19 protein-coding genes are annotated in these 22919 nt (G+C 33.3%); 9 read left to right on the top strand and 10 right to left on the bottom strand.

Features of this window, described 5'->3' with window-relative positions; translation table 11 throughout:
• Position 1 precedes the first annotated feature (1 nt).
• From GOQ24_RS07695 to recN, 6 genes are all read left to right on the top strand, one after another.
• Positions 2-517 carry a ferritin gene (locus GOQ24_RS07695; RefSeq protein ID WP_155092400.1) on the top strand — a complete coding sequence of 172 codons (516 nt, stop codon included), beginning with the start codon at positions 2-4 and terminating at the stop codon, positions 515-517.
• Between the two features lie 165 nt (positions 518-682).
• The gene (locus GOQ24_RS07690) at positions 683-1489 is read left to right on the top strand and encodes an outer membrane protein assembly factor BamD (protein WP_155092399.1); all 807 of its coding nucleotides are present in this window, start codon (positions 683-685) and stop codon (positions 1487-1489) included.
• A 10-nt stretch (positions 1490-1499) separates the two neighbouring features.
• A complete protein-coding gene (locus GOQ24_RS07685; RefSeq protein ID WP_155092398.1) occupies positions 1500-1817 on the top strand; it encodes a DNA-directed RNA polymerase subunit omega in 318 nt (105 codons plus the stop codon).
• 15 nt (positions 1818-1832) lie between these two features.
• On the top strand, positions 1833-3041 hold the full coding sequence (gene coaBC / locus GOQ24_RS07680; RefSeq protein WP_155092397.1) for a bifunctional phosphopantothenoylcysteine decarboxylase/phosphopantothenate--cysteine ligase CoaBC: 1209 nt from the start codon (positions 1833-1835) through the stop codon (positions 3039-3041).
• Positions 3034-3918: a DUF4835 family protein gene (locus GOQ24_RS07675; RefSeq protein WP_155092396.1), complete on the top strand. Its 885-nt coding sequence runs from the start codon at positions 3034-3036 to the stop codon at positions 3916-3918. The genes coaBC and GOQ24_RS07675 overlap by 8 nt, the downstream gene beginning before the upstream one ends.
• A gap of 17 nt (positions 3919-3935) precedes the next feature.
• Positions 3936-5591 (top strand): DNA repair protein RecN, encoded by a 1656-nt coding sequence (gene recN, locus GOQ24_RS07670; RefSeq protein WP_160339417.1) that lies wholly within the window; start codon positions 3936-3938, stop codon positions 5589-5591.
• Between the two features lie 55 nt (positions 5592-5646).
• On the opposite strand, the gene GOQ24_RS07665 is transcribed toward recN, so the two are convergent.
• Complete coding sequence (locus GOQ24_RS07665; RefSeq protein WP_160339416.1) at positions 5647-6489, bottom strand: DUF4249 domain-containing protein; 843 nt, start codon at positions 6487-6489, stop codon at positions 5647-5649.
• Between the two features lie 4 nt (positions 6490-6493).
• A complete protein-coding gene (locus GOQ24_RS07660; RefSeq protein WP_410505193.1) occupies positions 6494-8821 on the bottom strand; it encodes a TonB-dependent receptor in 2328 nt (775 codons plus the stop codon).
• Positions 8822-9066: 245 nt separating this feature from the next.
• Between GOQ24_RS07660 and GOQ24_RS07655 the strand changes: the two genes are divergently transcribed.
• Positions 9067-10068: a sensor histidine kinase gene (locus GOQ24_RS07655; RefSeq protein WP_160339414.1), complete on the top strand. Its 1002-nt coding sequence runs from the start codon at positions 9067-9069 to the stop codon at positions 10066-10068.
• Positions 10044-10736 carry a LytR/AlgR family response regulator transcription factor gene (locus GOQ24_RS07650; RefSeq protein ID WP_160339413.1) on the top strand — a complete coding sequence of 231 codons (693 nt, stop codon included), beginning with the start codon at positions 10044-10046 and terminating at the stop codon, positions 10734-10736. Before GOQ24_RS07655 ends, GOQ24_RS07650 begins: the two co-directional genes overlap by 25 nt.
• Before the next feature lie 146 nt (positions 10737-10882).
• Here the strand turns inward: GOQ24_RS07650 and GOQ24_RS07645 are convergent, their stop codons facing one another.
• The 6 genes from GOQ24_RS07645 to GOQ24_RS07620 all read right to left on the bottom strand — a co-directional run bounded on the left by GOQ24_RS07645 (position 10883) and on the right by GOQ24_RS07620 (position 19331).
• Positions 10883-13105 (bottom strand): NADP-dependent isocitrate dehydrogenase, encoded by a 2223-nt coding sequence (locus GOQ24_RS07645; protein WP_155092390.1) that lies wholly within the window; start codon positions 13103-13105, stop codon positions 10883-10885.
• Positions 13106-13346: 241 nt separating this feature from the next.
• A complete protein-coding gene (locus GOQ24_RS07640) occupies positions 13347-15752 on the bottom strand; it encodes a GumC family protein (protein ID WP_160339412.1) in 2406 nt (801 codons plus the stop codon).
• Positions 15753-15757: 5 nt separating this feature from the next.
• Positions 15758-16546 (bottom strand): polysaccharide biosynthesis/export family protein, encoded by a 789-nt coding sequence (locus GOQ24_RS07635; protein WP_155092388.1) that lies wholly within the window; start codon positions 16544-16546, stop codon positions 15758-15760.
• Positions 16547-16766: 220 nt separating this feature from the next.
• Positions 16767-17507: an LPS export ABC transporter ATP-binding protein gene (lptB, locus tag GOQ24_RS07630; protein ID WP_155092387.1), complete on the bottom strand. Its 741-nt coding sequence runs from the start codon at positions 17505-17507 to the stop codon at positions 16767-16769.
• A 2-nt stretch (positions 17508-17509) separates the two neighbouring features.
• Positions 17510-18328: a twin-arginine translocase subunit TatC gene (gene tatC, locus GOQ24_RS07625; RefSeq protein ID WP_155092418.1), complete on the bottom strand. Its 819-nt coding sequence runs from the start codon at positions 18326-18328 to the stop codon at positions 17510-17512.
• 37 nt (positions 18329-18365) lie between these two features.
• A complete protein-coding gene (locus GOQ24_RS07620; protein ID WP_155092386.1) occupies positions 18366-19331 on the bottom strand; it encodes an SIS domain-containing protein in 966 nt (321 codons plus the stop codon).
• Between the two features lie 90 nt (positions 19332-19421).
• Between GOQ24_RS07620 and recQ the strand changes: the two genes are divergently transcribed.
• On the top strand, positions 19422-21617 hold the full coding sequence (recQ, locus tag GOQ24_RS07615; RefSeq protein WP_160339411.1) for a DNA helicase RecQ: 2196 nt from the start codon (positions 19422-19424) through the stop codon (positions 21615-21617).
• A 200-nt stretch (positions 21618-21817) separates the two neighbouring features.
• Here the strand turns inward: recQ and GOQ24_RS07610 are convergent, their stop codons facing one another.
• The gene (locus GOQ24_RS07610) at positions 21818-22201 is read right to left on the bottom strand and encodes a DUF805 domain-containing protein (RefSeq protein WP_155092384.1); all 384 of its coding nucleotides are present in this window, start codon (positions 22199-22201) and stop codon (positions 21818-21820) included.
• A 12-nt stretch (positions 22202-22213) separates the two neighbouring features.
• Positions 22214-22468, bottom strand: a complete 255-nt coding sequence (locus GOQ24_RS07605; RefSeq protein WP_155092383.1) for a hypothetical protein — start codon at positions 22466-22468, stop codon at positions 22214-22216.
• Positions 22469-22919 lie beyond the last annotated feature (451 nt).

The raw sequence follows: 22919 nt of genomic DNA, 5'->3' as shown, positions 1-22919 counted from the left end.
TATGTTATCAGATAAATTACAAGCAGCGTTAAACAACCAGGTTAAATTAGAAGGAGATTCTTCTCAGATTTACTTGGCCATGGCATCGTGGGCAGAAATACAAGGATTTGAAGGAATTGCAACTTTTATGTTTGCTCAATCAGATGAAGAGCGTCAGCATATGTTGAAGTTAATTAAGTATATTAATCAAAGAGGTGGTGAAGCGGTTATTCCGGATATAGCTAAACCGGTATTAGATCATTCTTCTTTTAAAACTCTTTTTAAACAATTGTTTGAACACGAGGTTTTTGTGTCTAAAAGTATAAATGACTTAGTACATATCGCTTTAGAAGAAAGAGATTATGCAACACATAATTTCTTACAGTGGTATGTTTCAGAACAAATTGAAGAAGAAGCGACGGCTCGTACAATTTTGGATAAGATAAATCTTATTGGTGACGATAAAGGTGGTTTATACTTATTTGACAATGATATTAAAGGGTTTAACCAGCAAGGAACTAATAACACAACAGTGTAATTTAGTCTATTAAGAATAAGTATCTTAAGAAAAGGTGTCAAAAAAGTGGCATCTTTTCTTTTTAGTGTAAAAAGGTTTTTGTATAATGCAATTAATAACTAAATTTGCAATTGCTTTCTAATAAGTATGCAGCAAAACTTTTGTTTTAAAAAACTATAATTATTTATGAAAAGATATATCGGTTTATCTTTTTTAATGCTTTCTCTGGTGGGGTGTAGTCCTATGCAAAAAGCATTGAAGTCAGAGGATCTAGAGTATAAAAAAGAGGTAGCAAACCAATATTATGAACAAAAGAAATACCGACGTGCAATACGTTTGTATGAGCAATTAGAAACAGCTTATAGAGCTCGTCCTGATGCTGAAGAAATGTATTATAATTTTGCTGAAGCAACGTTTGTTACTAAGGATTATGAGTTAGCAGGTTCTAGATTTAGGATTTTTGCAGCAAGTTATCCTCGTAGTGAAAAAAGAGAAGAAGCGCTATTAAAAGAAATTAAATGTGGTGTGAAATTGTCACCAGTTTATTCTTTAGATCAACATATTACCAATGAGACTATTGATAAACTGCAACGATTTATAGATCAGTATCCAACATCTGATTTTGTGTTTGAAGCCAATAGCATTATGTCAGAGATGAATAAGAAGCTGGAAAGAAAGGCCTTTGAAAATGCAAAACAGTTGAATACTATTGGAGCATTCACGCGTAATTATACAGCAGCTATTATAGCTTTGGATAATTTTATATACGATTTTCCTGGAACAGAGCTGAAAGAAGATGCATTGTACTACAAGTTTGATTCTGCATATAAATTGGCAATGAATAGTGTCGTTTGGAAAATGGAAGAGCGTTTAAAGAATGCACAATTAATGTATGACGGTTTAATTCGCTTTAATGCTGAGACAAAGTACAGATCGAAAGTGGATAGTATGATTACTGATATTAATAAAGAATTAGAAAAATTTTCAAAATAATTTAAGCGAGATGGATTTAAAGAAAACAAATGCTCCTGTAAACACAGTTACTTATAACAAGAATAAAATTGAAGAACCAGTAGGTAACGTTTATAAAGCTATTACAATCATTGCTAAGAGAGCTAGCCAAATCAATACGGAGATTAAAGGTGAATTGATTGAAAAATTAGAAGAGTTCGCTACTTATAACGATAGCTTAGATGAAGTTTTTGAAAATAAAGAACAAATCGAAGTATCAAAATTCTATGAGAAACTTCCAAAAGCTCATGCTTTAGCTGTTGAAGAATGGTTAGATAATAAAGTGACTTTTAAAGAAGCTGTAAAATAATTATATACTAAGAACATGTCAGTATTAAGCGGAAAAAAAGTAATACTGGGTATCACTGGTGGAATTGCCGCTTATAAAACGGCTGGCTTAGTACGTTTACTTATAAAGGCAGGTGCAGAAGTACAAGTACTTATGACACCTGCTTCTCATCAATTTGTTACTCCTTATACCTTATCTACTTTATCGAAGAAACCAGCTTTTACAAACTTCTTTCATGCTGGTGATCAAGGAGGAACATGGAATAATCACGTTGATTTAGCTCTTTGGGCTGATTTGATGATTATTGCTCCTGCAACGGCAAATACATTAGGTAAAATGGCTAACGGTATTTGTGATAATCTGCTTATGGCAGTATACCTTTCGGCAAAATGTCCTGTTTATATTGCTCCTGCAATGGATTTGGATATGTATGCACATCCTTCAACGGAGATGAACTTAGATCGATTAGCTTCTTTTGGGAATATTATTATTCCTGCAGAGGAAGGTGAATTAGCAAGCGGATTAATCGGAAAAGGTCGTATGGCTGAACCAGAGAATATCGTAGCGTTTGTTTGTGAGGAATTGTCAAAATCTTTGTCTTTGATCGGTAAGACCGTTTTAGTAACAGCGGGACCAACTTACGAACCTATTGATCCTGTTCGCTTTATTGGGAATCACTCATCTGGTAAAATGGGATATGATATTGCTAATGAATTGGCAAGATTAGGTGCGGAGGTAATTTTGGTTTCGGGGCCTACCAACCAGAAGGTGAAAGATAAAAGGGTTAAAGTGATCTCGATAATGTCTGCCATGGAAATGTATACTGTTTGTCATGATTATTTTGAGCAAGTAGATGCTGTTATTGCTGCTGCTGCTGTAGCAGATTATCGCCCAAGGCATATTGCCAATCAAAAGATTAAAAAGAATACTGAGGAATTTGTTATCGAAATGGACAAAAACCCAGATATACTTGCGTCCTTAGGAGCAATTAAAAAAGAACAGTTTCTCATTGGTTTTGCCCTTGAAACAGAGAATGAGATAGAACATGCGAAACAGAAGATAACAAAGAAGAATCTGGACTTAATTGTTTTGAATTCTTTAAATGATAAAGGTGCAGGTTTTGGTAAACCAACAAATAAAGTTACCTTTATAGATAAGGATTTTAATATTCAACCCATGGAGTTAAAATCAAAAGAAGATGTTGCAAAAGATATTGTGCAAAAAATTGTAGAGCATTATGAATAAACTTATTTGGCTGATTAGTTGTTTTTTTTTGATGATAAACTCTTACTCACAAGAGTTACATGCAACTGTAAATATTAATCATAGCCAAGTAGGAAATAGTAATCAAGCTTATTTTAAAAACTTAGAGAAGTCCTTACAAGAGTTTATAAATAATACAAGTTGGGGATCGAAGAAGTATAATGCGGTAGAAAAGGTAGATTGTGTATTTATCCTTACTGTAACTTCGTATAATAATAACTTGATAGGAGGTAGTATGCAAGTGCAAGCTACTAGACCAATTTATAATTCTTCTTATTCTAGTCCTATCTTAAACTTTAATGATAAAGATATTTCATTTTCTTATATAGAATTTGAAAATTTGTTTTATAATCCCAACTCTTTTGACTCTAATTTAACCAGTTTAATTGCTTTTTACGCTAATATGATACTCGGTTTAGATGCAGATAGTTTTCAGTTAGAGGGAGGAAGTGAGTTCTATCAGAATGCGTCTTCTATTGTTTCAATTGCACAGCAATCTGGGGCAAAAGGTTGGAAGCAAGGAGATGGGACGAATACTCGATATTATCTTGTGAATGATGTAATTGCTGGAACGGGTATGCCATATAGAAAAGCGCTTTACAATTACCATTTAAAGGGATTGGATGTTATGTCTTCTAATTTAGAAAATGGTCGAGATGGAATTTTTAAATCACTTCAAGATTTGGAAGTGTTGCACAAGAATAGACCAGGCTCTTTTTTAATGCGTATCTTTTTTGATGCAAAAACGGAAGAGTTAAGTAATATTTATTCGGGTGTTACAGATAAAAATAAAAAGTTAGTTATCGAATTATTGAATAAATTAGCTCCGCTGAACTCGGCAAAATGGAATAATTTATAGTTTAAAACTAAAGGTATATGTTGACTTTATTGACTATTAAAAACTTTGCTCTAATCGAATCTTTAGAGCGAGAATTCTACAATGGTTTTTCTATTATAACTGGAGAGACGGGGGCAGGTAAGTCTATTTTACTTGGTGCTCTGGGATTGTTGCAAGGTAAACGAGCAGATTTAGGGTCATTAAAGAACAAGGAGGAGAAATGTGTAGTTGAAGGACATTTTAATATTAAAGAGTATAAATTAAAAGAGGTTTTCGCTACTTTGGATATTGAATATGAAGAGGTAACTATTATTCGCAGGGAGATACTCCCTTCTGGGAAGTCTCGCGCCTTTGTCAATGATAGTCCAGTTAACCTTGCTGATTTACAAGAATTAAGTAGTTATCTTATTGATATACACTCACAGCATCAAACAGGTGAATTGTCAGATGAAAATTATCAATTGCACATTATAGACGCTGTTGCTGATAATAATAGTGTTTTAGAAGAATATCAAGCTCATTTAAAGCAATATAAGAAACTGCAAAGTAAGTTAAAGGAGTTTTTGCAGACACAAGCAGAACTTTTAAAAGAACAAGATTATAATGCTTTTCTGTTACAAGAATTAGAGGAAGCTCATCTATCAGATTTGAATCAAGAGCAATTAGAAGCAGAGTTTGACAAACTTAATAACGTTGAGTTTGTGCGTGAGAACTTTAGCAATGCATTGACTGTATTTACTGATGAGCAAGTAGGTTTGGTTGCTGGATTAAGAGAAGCCCGTAATATACTGTCGAAGTTAGCTTCTATTTCTAAAGAGTATGAGGAACTGTCTAATCGCATTAGTAGCGTTGATATTGAGGTAGAAGATATCGTCGGTGAAATTGAGAACATGGTAGATAGCGTTTTATCGGATCCTGAACAGCTCGCGATTACCAATGAGAAATTACAGTTGTTGTATTCTTTACAAAAGAAACATCAAGTTGCTACAGTTGAAGAATTGATTACAATTGAGAATGAGTTAAGTGGGAAAGTTTTTCTTGCCACTGATTTAGAGGATAAAATAGTAGAAGTTACAAAAGAGATAGAGAGCTTAGAAAATGTGTTAGAGCGATTAGCTAAGCAGTTATCAGAAGCCAGAAAGAAGGCAGTTCCAGTGTTACAAAAACAATTAATAGATATTTTAAAGCAAGTTGGAATGCCAAATTCAAATTTTAAGTTTGAGTTTGAATATACTGCCCATTTTATGTCAAATGGAAAAGATCAGATGCAGTTGTTATTTTCTGCTAATAAGGGAATGGATTTTGGACTTTTAAAGAAGGTTGCATCTGGAGGTGAAATGTCTCGTATCATGTTAGCTATAAAATCGACTTTGGCCAAGTATTCTAATCTACCAACAATTATTTTTGATGAGATTGATACTGGAGTTTCAGGAGAGGTTGCTGATAAGATGGGTGAAATTATGCGTGAGATGAGCAAGGAAATGCAAGTTTTTGCGATAACCCATTTACCGCAAATTGCAGCCAAAGGAGATACCCACTTTAAAGTATTTAAGACTGCGAAGGGAGAAACAACAACGTCACAAATAGAAGAATTGACGTATGAAAGTCGAATAACGGAAGTGGCTCAAATGCTATCAGGTAAGGATATATCGGAGTCGGCATTAGTTCACGCAAAAGAGTTATTACAGCGATAAATAAAAAAAGAGTTCAATTAGATTTAGTAAAATCGCATTGAACTCTTTTTTTAGTTTACGGTTTTGGTTGTTCAAAAACCTTGTGTTTATAAGTTTGTTTCTCTGTTATCCTAAAGTATCCAAAAGCTTGTTTGTCTGGAGAGGTTAGGTTCTTTACATTGCCTTTTACTTGACCTGGTGGTACTTGAAAAGGGCCACCTGCAGAATTAGTGTTTGATGTAAGTTGTTTTAGATAATTGTAATAGTTTCTTGATATTTGATAAGAACTAATATTTATTTCATCATCAACTTTTGTATCCTTGTCAATGTATAGCTTTTCGATTTGATTTCCTTTCGAATGTTCATTTGAAATTACACTTAAGTAAGGTCGGTCGTTGTTGCGCTTTATTTTGCTGTAATAGTAATTAAGAGTGCCATCTTCCTTTGGCGTATCTTGGAAGTAATACCTTAACACATATAAATCTTCGTTGATTAGTTTTTCTCTTGTTTGTTTTAATTCAGTAATGACAGGTGTACTTAAAAGTATCTCATTTGCTTCATATACATCATTGTCGTACTCTATGTGAAGTTTGTATTTTTTGTTGATTTCTTTTGGAACTTCAGTTGATATATATACTCCTGTATTATTCATTTCACGGAAGGTATAAGTTGTACCATTCTCTTTTTCGACCCAAACGATTGCATTATTTACAACTGGGATATTGGAGTTGTAATAGTCTGTAGTTAGAGATAATTTAACTTTTAATGTATCATTGATGTTTTCAGGGGTAAAATCAATATTTCCCTCTACAACTAATCTTGCTGGAGCAGTAGGGAGATCCAAATCAATTACCTTTTCACATGAAGTTAAAAGAAAGTAACTAATGATTATGGAATATAATAGATGTGCTTTTTTCATGTTTTTAAAATTTAAAATTATAAGTAACACTTGGTACTAATCCAAATATTGACATGCGTACTGCTTCATTCTGTCCTCTCACATCTTCATTTTCTCTGAAGGTTATAGATGCTGCATTAGATCTACCATACAAGTTGTAGATTCCGAAGACCCATTCTCCTTTCCATCTTTTTGTAGAGTTTGGATTTGGTATATAAGTAGCAGACACATCTAAGTGGTGGTAAGCAGGAAGATTATGTGCATTTCTTTTGCCAAAGTTAGGGACTCTCACACCGTCATATTCATATTGACCTTCAGGATAGGTTATAGGTCTACCAGATTGTAGTGTGAAACTTGCACTAAAACTCCACTTGGGATTTAGCTCATACATTGCTGTAACAGATAAATCATGTAATTTGTCATAAGGAGTTTTATACCATTCGCCATTGTTTATACCAGGTTCATTAGCATTTCTACCAGGTGTTCTTTGTTCTGATTTGGAAAGAGTGTAGGCAATCCAACCAGTGAGTGCTCCTGTATTCTTTTTAAGCATTAACTCTAAACCATATGCTCTTGATTCTCCATTTAGTATAACTCGTTCTATAGCTTCATTTCCAATTAACTCTGCGCCGTCTATATAATCAATACTATTTTTACCTTTTTTAAAGAATACTTCTGACTCGATACTATATTTTCCTTCATTTAAGTTTTGAAAATACCCAAGCGCAACTTGATCTACTAATTGTGGTTTTATATATGAACTACTTGGCGTCCAAATATCTAATGGAGTTGGAGCAGATGTGTTTGAAATTAACTGTATATATTGTGTCATTCTATTGTAACTGGCTTTAATAGATTGATCGTCATTTATGGCATAAGAAATACCAAATCGCGGTTCAATATTAGTAAAGTTATCAATAGATTTCCCTTTGCTATACGATTTAGTTCCTATTGGATCCGCCATATCATATATACCTAAATCAGCGTTATAAATAACAGCCTGATCGTTTTCATACAAATTAATTGTTTCTTTACCTACACGGTTAAAATTAGATAATCGAAGTCCATAGTTAAAACTAAAATGTTGTCCAATATGTTGTTCTGATTCGATGTATGCATTTGTTTCTAAGGCATATTTATTGTCAATCTTCTTGTAGTTAATTGGTGAATCTGCTTTAGTAGGTTTTATTGTACCAGGTGCAAAATTATAATAAGTAGAGACAGCACCGTATTTTAGTTGCCAATTTGGTTTTACGTCATGCGTAAAGTCTAGCTTGAATTGATATGTTTTAATACCAGAATCCCATTTGAAACCTACCAAATCCATATCTAAACCATAGTAGTAATCACTGTAAATTAAAGAAGTATTACTTACCAAATTATCATTGAAAAGGTGGTTCCATTGAAGTGAAGCTGCTGTATTTCCAAAGTTATTCTTTAGCAAATCAGTGAAGCTAAAAATATCTCTACCAAAATACCCAGAGAAAAACAATTTGTTCTTAGGCGACAAATCAAAGTTTAGTTTTGTATTTAAATCATAAAAGTAAGCAGAGTTTTTGTTGTCTGACATTTTTAAGAACAAATGAGCATATGAAGCCCTACCTGCTACTAAGAAAGAGGATTTATCTTTTTGTATAGGGCCTTCCGCCATAATTCTACTTGAAATTAAGCCAATACCTCCCATAGCGTTAAATGCGGTATTGTTTCCCGTTTTTTGGAATACTTCTAATACTGAAGAAGATCTCCCTCCAAAACGAGCTGGAATTCCTCCCTTGTAAAGTTTGATATTCTTAACAGCATCTGAATTGAAAACAGAGAAGAAACCAAACAAGTGTGAGGAACTATAGATAGGTGCATCATCCAGAAGGACTAAGTTTTGTCCAGCAGAACCTCCTCTAACGTTAAAACCAGCTGCTCCTTCTCCTGCATTAGTTACACCAGGTAATTGAAGAATTGATTTTAGAATATCTGTTTCACCAAGAACAACAGGCATTTTCTTTATGTCTTGAATAGAGAGTTTATTCACGCTCATTTCAGGAGTTCTGATATCAGCTTTCTTGTCATTTTTTACAATAATCAGCTCATCTAATTGCTTGCTGTCCTTTACTAATTGAATGTTTAATGTGTAATCATCTGTTAGTTCTAATTTTCTAGATTGATTTTCATAGCCTAAATAGGAAATAGTGACAGTATACTCTCCTGCAGGAAGTTGAAATTGGAATTTACCCAACTCATCTGTGGAAGTTGCATATTTAGTTCCTTCTATATAGACAGTAGCTCCAATTAAAGGAGATGTTTTATCCATAATTTGTCCTTGAAAAGTCAATAGCTTTTGAGAATAGAAACTTGACATCGCATGGGTATCGATAGAAAAAGTTGACAATACTCCAAAATGAAGTATTATGCCAATTAATAAATTGGTAAACTTTTTGTGTTTTCTCATTTGTAGTGTTTTTAATTTCAATGTAAATGTAGTAAAGGTAGTAACGTAAATATTAATTAAATATATATACCTAAAAGAGTATTATTTTAATGGTTTTCAAATAAATAATAATAAATTATAAGTTTGTAGAGTATTGATTATCTACATTTGTTTGTATGAAGTCACTTTGGAAGATATATTCAAACTTTTGGTTGAGAAATGTGATGGTAGTTCTTATACTATTATCCATTTTTACTTTTGCCGCTTCTGTAGATCGTGGAGATCGAACGCTTCCTGAAATATGGAAAGAACTTCTACCTACCTTTTTTATTATTTATGGAGCTATCATGGGAAGTAATATTATATTGATTAAGCGTTATGTCATGACCAAACAATATGATAAGTTCTTTCCTTTAGCGTCTTTTTATTGGGCAACAGTTGTAATAGGAATAGCATATATGAATATGTTAACAGGAGATTTTGACTCCTGGTTGATAGAAATTGTCAATATTCTGTTTTTTGCCTTTTTAGGTACGGGTGCATATTTTATTCACTTATGGATATTTAATGATATTACGGTTAGAGAAAAACGCCTTGTCTCTACTGTAGCAGAATTAGATTTCTTAAAGATGCAACTCAATCCTCATTTTCTGTTGAATGCTATGAATAATCTCTATGGAGAAGCTTTGACTAATCCAAGTGAAACGCCTGAACGCATTTTGCAACTTTCTCATTTACTTCGCTATCAGTTAGAAGCGACAAAGAAAGAATTTATCAGTTTAGAACAAGAGATTGATTTTTTGAAAGAGTATTTTAACTACTATAAGTTTAGAAGTAATAATCTTATAGTGGATATTGCTTATGAAGGAGATATATCAAAGTATAAAGTACCTCCTCTTTTGTACTTTAGTTTAGTAGAAAATGCTATTAAGTTTGCTCTGCAAACGGAAGAACCCTTTATAAAGTTAAGAGGAACTGAAAAGAATAATCATTTGTTTTTTGAAATTGAGAATAGTTGTTTAGCGGATGAGTTGATACAGACAGGGACAGGAGTGGGGATAAAGAATTTAGAGCGTCGATTAGAAGTGTCTAAGTTGAAATATAAATTTACAAGGACTAAATCGAAGAATTATTATAAAACAAAATTAGAGTTATGGGAGTTACCTATAAATGTTTAATTATTGATGATGAGAAACCTGCTCATCAAGTACTTTTAAGTCATATTAATCAATGTGCCGACTTAGAATGTGTAGGGCATGCATATAATGGTAAGGATGCGTTGTTATTTATGCAAGAAAAAGATGTGGATATTCTTTTTTTAGACATTAATATGCCTTTGGTTTCTGGATTAGAATTTTTGGAAATGTTATCTGTAAAACCAACAACTATTGTTACAACTGCTTATTCTGATTATGCATTAGAATCTTATCAGAATGATGCAGTAGATTATTTATTGAAACCGATTTCTTTTACTAAGTTTTTAAAAGCAGTAGAAAAAGCAAAAGTATTTTGTAAAGATAAGCTTCAATTGAAGGAAGTACCTTCTTTTATTACCATCAAAGAGGATGGGATGGATTATAAAATTAATTTAGACGATATTATTTATGTAGAAAGTGCAGGAAACTATATCAAGATATTTACCAATAGCCGACGCAAGAGCTATTTTGTGTATGGCTCTTTAGTAGGGATAAAGAATGACCTATCTGGATCTAATTTTGTTCAAGTTCACCGTTCTTTCATTGTCAATAAATTGAATATAAAAGAGCGCTCTATTGGCAAAATGACTATGACAAACAATGATGAAGTTCCAATAGGAAGAAAGTATCAAATCTTGTTAGATCAATAAAGGATAGAGCTATTGCGATTAGCATTTGTAGATGTGCTTGTATTGTCTCTATTCGCTTTATTAGATTGATAGAATCGTATGAAATAGAAATAAGAAAAGGTCGTCAATATATTGACGACCTTTTAATTTTATACTTAATCTATAATTTATGCTATAGATGAGATAATTTTATTCAAAGTAGCACTTGGACGCATAGCGTTTGAAGTGGCTTCTTGATTTGGTTGATAGTAACCTTGGATAGCTTGAGCTTTTCCTTGAGCACTAATCAACTCTTCATTAATTTTTGCTTCATTAGCAAGCATCTCTTTTGCAATTGGAGCAAATTTAGCTTTTAAGTCAGCATCTTTGCTTTGGTTTGCTAATGCTTCTGCCCAGTACATTGCTAAGTAGAAGTGAGAACCGCGGTTATCTATTGAACCAACTTTACGAGCAGGTGATTTGTCGTTGTCTAAAAATTTAGCTGTAGCTTCATCTAAAGTTTCAGCTAAAACTAAAGCTTTAGCATTATCTTGAGTTTGGCTCAAATGCTCAAATGAAGCACCTAAAGCTAAGAACTCTCCTAATGAATCCCAACGTAAATAACCTTCTTCAATGAACTGCTCAATGTGTTTTGGAGCAGAACCTCCTGCACCTGTCTCGAATAATCCCCCACCATTCATCAATGGTACAATAGATAACATCTTAGCTGATGTACCTACTTCTAAGATAGGAAATAAGTCAGTTAAGTAGTCACGTAATACGTTACCTGTTACAGAAATAGTATCTAAACCTTGACGAATTCGCTCAACAGAAACTTTCGTAGCCTCTACTGGATTTAAGATTCTAATATCTAAACCAGTCGTATCGTGATCTTTTAAATAAGTATTTACTTTCTTAATAATTTCTCTATCGTGAGCTCTGTTTTCGTCTAACCAAAAGATAGCTGGTGTATCAGATAAGCGAGAACGGTTTACAGCAAGTTTTACCCAATCTTGAATAGGAGCATCTTTAGTTTGACACATTCTGAATATATCTCCATTCTCTACATTTTGTTCGAAGAAGATATTACCTTTTTCATCAGATACTCTAATGATTCCGGCAGCATCTGCTTGGAATGTTTTGTCATGAGAACCGTATTCCTCTGCTTTTTGAGCCATTAAACCAACGTTAGGTACAGATCCCATTGTTGTAGGGTTATAAGCACCATTCGCTTTACAGTCTTCGATTACAGTTTGATATACACCTGCATAACAACGATCTGGAATAATAGCTAATGTATCTTGTTGTTTTCCTTCTTTGTTCCACATTTGACCTGAAGTACGAATCATAGCAGGCATAGAAGCATCAACAATAACATCTGATGGTACGTGTAAGTTAGTAATCCCCTTGTCAGAGTTTACCATTGCTATTGCTGGTCCATTAGCTATAGCTGTATCAATAGCTGCTTTTATTTCGCCTTCTTTAGCATGTCCTGCAATTTTAGCGTATAAATCTCCTAATCCATTGTTAGGTATGATTCCCAATTCAGCAAAAACGTCTGCATACTTTGCATATACATCCGCAAAGTAACCTTCTACTACAGCTCCAAAGATAATTGGATCAGACACTTTCATCATCGTTGCTTTCAAGTGTGTAGAAAATAGAATGCCTTTTGCTTTAGCTTCTTCTTTACATTCAGAAACAAATGCTTTTAATTTATTTAAAGTCATTACTGATGAGTCAATAACTTCACCTGCTAATAAAGGTGCAAAATCTTTTAGCAATTTAGTGCTACCGTCTTTCGCAATGAATTCAATTTTGAATTTGCCATTTTCAGCAACAGTTACAGACTTTTCTGTTCCATAAAAATCTCCTTCTGACATAGAAGCAACATTTGTTTTAGAACTTGCAGTCCATGCTCCCATTGAGTGTGGGTGTTTCTTTGCATAGTTTTTTACTGCTTTTGGAGCTCTACGGTCAGAGTTACCTTCACGCAATACAGGGTTTACTGCAGAACCTAATACTTTTGCATATTTTGCTTTAATAGCTTTTTCTTCGTCATTTTTTGGTTCAGCTGGATAGTTAGGAATAGCATACCCATGTGCTTGTAATTCTTTTATAGCAGCATTTAATTGTGGTAATGAAGCAGAGATATTAGGTAATTTAATAATGTTTGCTTCTGGTGTTTTTGCTAATTCACCAAGTTCTGTTAGAGCATCGCCAATTTTTTGGTCCTCTTTTAAGAATTCTGGGAAGTTTGCAAGGATACGACCTGCTAAAGAGATATCACGTGTTTCTACATCTATATTTGCTGTTTTAGCAAAAGCTTGAACAATTGGCAAAAATGAAAACGTAGCTAACATTGGAGCTTCGTCTGTTAACGTGTAAAGGATTTTAGATTTTTGTGTCATTCTTTTTTATTTTAAATGAAAACAATATTATCAAAGACTTGAGTCTGTTCGTTTTTCAAAACTTTAAGGCAAATATACTAAATCACTAATACAATTGTTAGTAAAATGCCCCTTAGTTATAGCGATTTATCAATTTGATATTCTCGTCTTTCTATATTTCGAAATCGGTATATTTTGATATAATATTTTGTCAATTAATGAAAAAAGGTCACTCATAGTTGAGCGACCTTTTTTATATATTTTATCTATTCAATAGTTTTTTCCACCATGGACGTTCTTCAGTTTCCATTTCTTGACCATATCCGTAACCATATCCGTAACCATATCCATATCCTCCATAACCTTTTGTTGTAACAGTGTCATTTAAAATGACAGACATATTCGAAAGTTTTCCTTCTTTATGTAAGTCATTTGGAAGTTTTAACATGCGTTTATCTAAATAGTTAGCTCTCGCAACATAAATAAATGTATCTGCATATTTGGCTACCAATAATGTATCTGTTACTAAGCTAATAGGAGCTGTATCTACAATGATATAATCATATTGGTTTTTCAATTCTTCAAATAATTGACCAATTCTTTCTCCCATAAGCAATTCTGCTGGGTTAGGAGGTATTGTACCTGCTGGTAAAGCGTAGAAGTTGTCATAACCATCTACTTTTACAATGAATTGATCTATATTTTCTTCTTTTCTTAATAAATAATCTGATACACCTTGAGTAGGTAGCATAATGTAATCATCTAAGCGAGGATTACGCAAATCAAGTCCTATTAACAATGTTCTCTTACCTGATAAAGCAATTGTCGCTGCTATATTTACAGATGTAAAAGTTTTTCCCTCTTTAGGGAAAGTAGAAGTTAAGAAGATCATTTTTGCTTTTCCTTCTTCCGTATGACTTAGCATAAATTCTAAGTTGGTACGAATGATACGCAAAGCTTCTGCAGTACTTGTTCTACTTGAAACATCGACAATTTGCGCGTTATTATCTGAGTGTGGAATATCTCCTAAGAAAGGTAAATTAGTTCCCTCCTCAATGTCAAGACGCGTTTTCACTTTTGTGTCTAATAAACTGCGCAAGTAAATAATTGCAAAAGGAATAAGTCCTCCTAAGATTAAAGCAGCCAATAATATAATTGCTTTTTTAGGTGATACAGGCTTATCCGAACTTTTTGCTAAGTCGATCACTTTAGCATTTAAATCTGTTGCAGCTAACGCAATTGCTGTTTCCTCTCTTTTTTGGAATAAGTAAAGGTAGATTGCCTCTTTTACTTTTTGCTGTCTATCAATAATTCTAAACTCTCTTTCCTGTCTTGGAACTTGAGAAAGTCTATTTTTAATTTCTGATTCTTTACTGGCTAATTCCTTTTGTGTAATTTTTAGAGAACTCTGTAGCGTAATTAAGCTTTCCATAACTGAAGCTTTCATTGCTGAAATTTGGTTGTCTAATTTGATTACAGCAGGGTTTTTTGAAGTTGAGCTTGCGCTAATTCTATTTCTATCTAATACTATTGTATTATATTGATTAATCAAGCTATTCGAACTTGCATCTGAAGAAATAATATTTCCAGGGATAAGTTCATTAGGCTCACTTTTTTTCAAAAATTCAATCATTGAAGTAACCACTTTTAATTCGGTTTCATTTTCAATGATTTGCTTTTCATATACATTAGTATTCTGTAAGTACAGACCTAATTCTGTTGGTATATCTGTAATATTGTGTCTGGATTTATATCCCTCAACACTTTTCTCTACATCACCTAATTCTTCAGTGATTAAATTTAATCGACTTTCAATAAATTCAGATGTCTTTTCTGATATAAATCGCTTGTCTGCAATTGCCGCATCGTTGTATAGGGTAACTAATGTATTTAGATAGTCAATTGCTTTAGTAGGTGTTGCATCAAGTAAAGATAAGTCTAAAACACTTGAAAACTTATCAGTAGGAGCGATTTGAAGGTTTTTTACATAATCATCTACCACCTTTTGTACTGGAAATATCTCTACAGTAACATCTCTAATTGGCTCTTCTTCTTTTTCCTCTTTTAGTTTTTTAAGCGTAGGCAGGGGTTTTTCTTGATTTTTAGTAACGACTAATGTTCCTAAAACAGTTTCAATATTCTCTGTATACTTATAAGTTCCAATCTCTTCTTTATCTTCATTTAATAAAGTAAATTGGTTCTCATCGATATTTTTTACATAAAAAGTATAGCGTATAGTATCAAAGTCAAATACGCGCTTTACAAAGTTGAATGAAATAGGTGTGTCATTGTATAAATTGCTCTTTACGACTCTGCCTTCATTTATATATGCAATGTTAAGTTGTAGTCTGCGTACAGTGCGTTCAGCTAAGCTTCTCGACTGTAATACTTGCATTTCATTCTCAACGTTACTCTTACCACCCGATAATAATCCTAAATCAGAAAAAGCTGCCATCTCAGAAGCGATACCACCACCCCTTTTTTCATCTTTTACGATTATCGTAGTATTTATTTTGTATGTCTTTTCTGTATATCTTAAATATACAAAAGCCAAAATAATAGTAATAATTACACTAACAACAAACCAGCGCCAGTGAATTAAATATTTTTCTAATTCTTCTCTTATATTAATGTTGCTGTTGTCGTTGTTGTCAAATTTGTTTTCCATAGTAATTATTTAGTTGATAACGCAATAATAGTAACAAGAAGTGAAAGTGCTGATAGACCTAAACTTAAGTTCGGTCCCACTACTGAAGAATTTACTCTTGTTTTATTTGGTTCTACATAGACGATGTCATTCTGGTTCAAATAGTAGAAAGGTGAATTCATAAAGTCTGATTTTGTCATATCCACGCGGATAGGGACTCTATGACCGTCAATTTCTCTGATAATTAAAACGTTTTCTCTTTTTCCATAAACAGTCATATCACCTGACAAAGCAATTGCTTCTGATAAGGTTAATCTTTCACTGTTTATTGAGTGGACTCCTGGTTTATTAACTTCTCCTTGAACAGTTACTTTAAAGTTCATTATACGCAAGTTAATAATAGGATTGTTGATGTATTGTCCGATTTCTTTTGATAGGTAGTTAAGAGCGTCTTTACGCGTCATTCCTCCTAATTTTATATTTCCTAACACTGGGAATTGAACATACCCGTTGTTGTCAATTAAGTAGAGTTGTTGTTGCATTTGACCTGTACCTGCTGGATTAAGAGGGTTTGAGGTCATACTGTTGATTAAGTTGAATGGAGCTGCTGCTTCAACATCTTCTGCTGAAACGATAATCATTAACAAATCATCAGGTTGTAGTCTTGTTTGAAATTTTGTATCCTGTAAATTGTTCATTAATACACTGTCAGCATCTTGGTAGTACACTATTTTCTCTCTTGATGCACAAGAGGTCAATAGAAGTGTAAAAACTGCAATTACAACAGTTATATTTAAGGAAATTCTACTTTTCATTTTCTTTTTTTTTGTGCAAATATAAAATTTAAAGATAGTCAAAAAAATAAAAATGTAATTTAGGTTTCGCAATTGTTGTGTTTTGACGAGTCATTACATTTTTAAATAAGTCTGATTAGTGATACTTCTTTGTGTTTTTTCTTAGAAATAGAACTGTTATAGAAAAGGAAATGTATATAATCAAACAATCCTTAATAATTTAGTATTAAGGATTGTTTGATTAAAAAGTTAATTTTTTCTTACGCAATTCAAAGTTTTGTCCTAAGTATACTTTTCTGACCATTTCGTCCGCAGCAAGTTCTTCAGGAATTCCAGCTTTTAGGATTCCTCCTTCAAACATTAAGTATGTTTTGTCCGTGATTGCTAAGGTTTCTTGCACGTTGTGATCAGTGATCAAGATTCCAATATTCTTGTTTTTTAGCTTTGCTACGATTCTCTGTATATCTTCTACTGCTACAGGGTCAACTCCTGCAAATGGTTCATCTAATAATATGAATTTTGGGTCGGTAGCTAATGCTCTTGCAATTTCGGTACGACGTCGCTCTCCTCCTGAAAGTAAATCTCCTCTGTTGGTACGGATATGTTCTAAGCTAAATTCTTCGATTAAAGATTCCATCTTTGCTATCTGTTCCTGTTTAGAAAGTTTAGTCAATTGCAGCACACTCAGTATGTTGTCTTCAATACTTAATTTTCTAAATACTGAAGCTTCTTGTGCTAAATATCCAATACCATGTTGAGCTCGTTTATACATTGGGAAATCAGTTATATCTGTATTGTCAAGATATATATGACCCGCATTGGGTTTTACAAGTCCCACAATCATGTAAAAAGAAGTGGTCTTTCCAGCTCCGTTAGGTCCCAGTAGACCAACGATTTCTCCTTGATTTACTTCAACAGAAACTCCTTTTACTACTTTTCTCTTTTTATATATTTTGATGATATTGTCTGCTCTTAATTTCATTCTTACTCTGATTTAGTAATATTGGTATTGGCTAACTCTTTTCTCTTATTTGATCCTTGTACGAATTTAGAAATATATATACTAACTTCATAGAGAATTAATAAAGGTATTGATACGATGATTTGACTAACCACATCCGGAGGTGTGATGACTGCCGCAACAATCAAAATTAGTACAATCGCATACTTTCTGTAATCTCTTAAAAATTCAGGGGTAACTAAATTCATAACAGACAGAAAGTAAATGATAATAGGTAATTCAAAAACTAATCCACAGGCAATAGATGTTGTTTTAACAAGACTGATATACGAGTTTATATCAATTTGATTTTTGACAATCTCGCTGACCTGGATATTTGCTAAGAAATTAATCGATAATGGAGTTATCATATAATAGCCAAATAATACTCCCAAGAAGAAGAGCAAAGAGGATACTACAATAAATAGCTTCGCATATTTTTTTTCATTTTTGTATAAAGCAGGGCTGATGAATTTCCAAACTTCCCATAAAATAAAAGGCACAGCAATTATGAAACCTGCACTGATACACGTCCATATAATTACAGAGAATTGACCATCCATTGTACGGTTCTGTATTTCGAAAGGTAATTCTTGATTGCAAAAGCCATCTTCAAAATTAAAGTATTGGGCTACTTTGCAAAACATTTTATATGTAATGAAATTGGGATCTTTGGGGCCAAAGATTACTGTGTTAAAGATGAAGTCCCTAAAGAAGAATGCTACAGCACCTCCACCTAAAATAAATATAGATGAGCGTACCAATAACCAACGTAATTCTTCTAAATGATCAAGGAAAGACATTTCCTTTTTTTCGTTCTTTACTTTTTTTGTCATAATTTTAAACTATTCCTTCTTTAAGGATATCATGTAAATGTATTACACCAGCGTATTCTTCATTGTCTGTTACCAATAATTGAGTGATAGAATTATCCTCTAATATGGACAATGCTTTTGATACATGTTGGTTAACATCTATTGTTTTTGGATGTTGAGTCATGATATCAGCGGCTACAAAGTTAGCTAAAGAATCGCTTTTTTGTAGCATACGACGCAAATCTCCGTCTGTAATGATACCAATTATTTTATTATTTTCCACTACAGCTGTCACACCGAGGCGTTTTTCTGATATTTCGACAATCACATCTTTAATAGAAGATGTAGGTGAAACTGCCGGTTTGTTTTGACTTTTCAAGATGTTCTTTACCAATAATAACAGTTTTTTACCTAAAGCTCCTCCTGGGTGATACATTGCGAAGTCATTTGAAGTGAATTGTTTTAACTCTATTAAACAAGCAGCAAGGGCATCTCCTAATACTAATTGAGCTGTTGTACTATTCATAGGGGCTAAATTATTTGGATCCGCTTCTCTGTCTACTTTTGACAGTAATACAAAATCAGAGCCTTTCGCCAAGAAAGAGTTTTCGTTAGCTGTTATGGCGATTAATTTATTGCCTTGTCTTGTTAACAATGGAGTTAATACTTTTATTTCTGGACTATTTCCACTATTTGAAATACAAATGACACAATCTTCAGGTTGTACGATTCCCAAGTCACCATGTACAGCTTCTGCAGCGTGCATATAAATGGCTGGAGTACCTGTTGAGTTGAATGTTGCTACTATTTTTGCGCCAATTAGTGCACTTTTGCCTATTCCTGTCACTACGATTCGCCCTTTGCAGTTGAAGATAGCCTCAACAGCATGTGCAAAATCATCAGATAAATAATTAACAAGTTTCTTAATGCTTTCACTTTCAGATAACAAAGTGTTTTTAGCAGTATTCAGTATAGTTGATGTTGTATTCAAAATTAGTGAATGTTAAATGTTTAGGATTGAACTAAAGAAATTTTGTACCTTTAGGTACTGCAAATTTATGTAAAATACCATACAAAAATAATGAAATCAACTGAATTTGACTTGTACAAGGAGTTAAAGAGATTTTTCGGCTTTTCACAGTTTAAAGGTCTACAAGAGGATGTAGTTAAAAGTATTATTTCGGGACATAATACTTTTGTAATTATGCCTACTGGGGGAGGTAAATCTCTATGCTATCAATTACCAGCTTTAGTTCTGGAAGGTACTGCTATTGTTGTTTCACCGCTTATTGCATTGATGAAGAATCAAGTAGATGCAATACGCAGTTTGTCAACAGAGCACGGTATTGCGCATGTATTGAATTCATCTCTTACTAAAACAGAGGTGAATCAAGTTAAGCAAGATATTAAAAATGGTGTGACTAAATTGTTATACGTTGCTCCTGAATCTTTAACAAAAGAAGAATATGTCACTTTTTTACAAGGAGAAAAGCTTTCTTTTGTCGCAATAGATGAAGCTCACTGTATATCTGAATGGGGGCATGACTTCCGTCCAGAATATAGAAATCTTCGAAATATCATAAAGCAATTAGGAGATATTCCTATTATAGGGTTAACTGCAACTGCAACTCCAAAGGTTCAAGAGGATATTCTTAAGAATTTGGAGATTCCAAATGCAAACGTGTTTAAGGCTTCTTTTAATAGACCTAACTTGTTTTATGAAATTAGACCCAAAACTAAAAATGTTGAATCTGACATCATTCGCTTTATTAAACAGAGAGAAGGTAAATCAGGTGTAATATACTGTTTGAGTCGTAAGAAAGTAGAAGAAATTGCGAATGTTTTGCAAGTAAACGGTATTAGTGCTGTTCCTTATCATGCTGGATTAGATGCTAAAACTCGTGCAAAACACCAAGACATGTTCTTGATGGAAGAAGTAGATGTTGTTGTTGCAACAATTGCTTTTGGTATGGGAATCGATAAGCCAGATGTGAGATATGTAATCCACCACGATATACCGAAATCGCTTGAGAGTTATTATCAGGAAACTGGTAGGGCTGGTCGTGATGGCGGTGAGGGATATTGCCTTGCTTATTACTCTTATAAAGATATAGAGAAACTTGAGAAGTTTATGGCAGGAAAGCCAATTGCGGAACAAGAAATTGGCTTTGCACTATTACAAGAAGTAGTTGGATATGCTGAAACTTCTATGTCGAGAAGAAAATTCTTACTTCACTATTTTGGAGAAGAATTTGATGAAGTAAATGGCGAAGGTGCTGATATGGATGACAACGTCCGAAATCCTAAGAGTAAAATCGAGGCTCAAGATAGTGTCAAGAAGGTAATTGAAGTCGTTCGCGATACCAAACAGATTTACAAGACTAAAGAAGTGGTGAATACTTTGCTTGGAAAGCTTAATGCTTTAATTAAAGTGAATAAAACGGATAGTCAAGTTTATTTTGGTTGTGGAAAAGAACACGACGATAAGTACTGGATGGCTTTGATTCGTCAAATGCTTGTTGCAGGACTATTGAAAAAAGATATTGAGACTTATGGTGTTTTGAAATCTACTGAGGCAGGACTTGAGTATTTGGAGAAACCTTACTCTTTCTTGATGACTGAAGATCACGTATATTCAATCTCAGATAGCGAACAAGATTTAGGTGTTTCAAAATCTGCCTCTGTGGTAGACGAGGTACTGATTGGTATTTTGAAAGATTTACGTAAGAAAGTTGCCAAGAAATCAAGTGTACCACCTTTTGTGGTGTTTCAAGATCCTTCATTAGAAGAAATGGGGCTGAAGTACCCTATTACTCTTGAGGAAATGGCAAATATCATTGGAGTTAGTGATGGTAAGGCCAAGAAATACGGTAAAGAATTTGTCGAAGTAATAAAGAAATATGTAGAGGAAAACGACATTATTCGACCAGACGATTTAGTGGTGAAGTCTACAGGTGCTAACTCTGCTCTTAAATTATACATTATTCAGAGTGTTGATAGAAAACTTTCGCTTGATGATATTGCCAAAGCAAAAGGATTAGACATGGATGGTCTATTGAAAGAAATGGAGCAGATTGTTTACTCTGGTACTAAATTGAATATTGATTACTGGTTAGAGGAAGTACTTGATGAAGATAGTCAAGAGGAAATCTACGATTACTTTATGGAATCTGAGACAGACAATATTAAAGTTGCAATGGCGGAATTTGAAGGTGATTATGATACCGATGAACTACGATTGATGAGAATTCAATTTATGAGTAAAGAGGCAAATTAGATTTGTTAACTGATAAATTAAAATATAAAAAGCGAGTTTCTAATTTATAGAAACTCGCTTTTTTATTGATTTGTAGTCATCATTCTATGATTAGGAAATAGTACGTTGTGTATTATTGAACTTATTTGTTGTACTCATAACAGTGTAGTACTAAACTTAATTCGCATTGATAAACCTTTTGATAAGTGTAAAGCTGTCGTTTAGTCCTTATAAAGAATGCGCTCACGGTCTGTTGCTATAGTCTTATTATTAACTGATGTCTTTTTGATACAGAGATAAATAATTAAAAAGTACTTAACAACAGGTATCAAATAGAGTAAAAACCAATGTAAAGACAAATTAGCGTCTTTTAGTCTACGCGTGGTTGCAGCCATTGTAGGGGTAGTGATTAGGATATGCAATACTAAAGCATATGGCCAGTTTAAAATGCTGCGGTTGTAAAGGTCGATATTGTCTATCAAGCGATAAATGACAATAGTCGTCAATGCATAGATTATCGAATAAATAAAATATTCGGTTCTATTAGCTCTCCCAGTTATGTTAAAAAGATAGTAATAGATCTTGGAGAAAAAGTTGTTTAGCATTTGGTTTTAGATTTAATTATGAGTTATATCTCCTTCGTACAACTCTCCACGATGTGGTTTTAGGACATCTCTTAGTTGGAGCATTTGCTCATCATTTACGACAATATAAGCCAAGCTGTATGATTCGTTTATATTTTCCATGTCAATTATCGCAATAGGAAGTTTTTCGATTGCGATGTACTCTTTTAAGTGAATGACATGGTGTTCTGCTGTTTTTGAAGCTCCAGGTCCTCTGAAGTCCCAGATTAATTTTATTTTTCGTTCCATAGTGTTGTAAAGTTCTTGTCAAAAGTAAATAAAATATGTTGATTCAAGTAAGCGAATCTTTAACAGTATTCAATCCAAAGCAATAGTGAACATCAGAATGAATCATATCGCGTCGTTTGTATGTGGTGGTCTCTTGTGTTTTAATCTTCGCGATTGTGGTGTATAGGGTGTTAAGTAGTGTTAGCATTCAAAGGAAATGTTAGGTGTATGATTTCATATTGATAGGTAGGTGGTCGGCTAAAAAACAGGGTAAATAAGCCGATCATAAGCCGACCACATGCCGATCACAAGCCGACCACCCCCTTTTGTTTTCAAATTTCATTAGCAGTTGTACTGTTGTTTTTAATAGATTAACGTGAGTTCGATATAAGAAAAAGCAAAAAAAAGCTATAAAAAAAGAGATAGGATTAGTATATTTAAGGTTCTGAATCACAAATATTTAACTAAAACT

Source organism: Myroides sp. LoEW2-1, assembly GCF_009767705.1.
GTDB classification, from domain to species: domain Bacteria; phylum Bacteroidota; class Bacteroidia; order Flavobacteriales; family Flavobacteriaceae; genus Flavobacterium; species Flavobacterium album_A.
The sequence above is the reverse complement of the archived record's forward strand: the minus strand, read 5'-3'. Positions and strand labels throughout refer to the sequence as shown.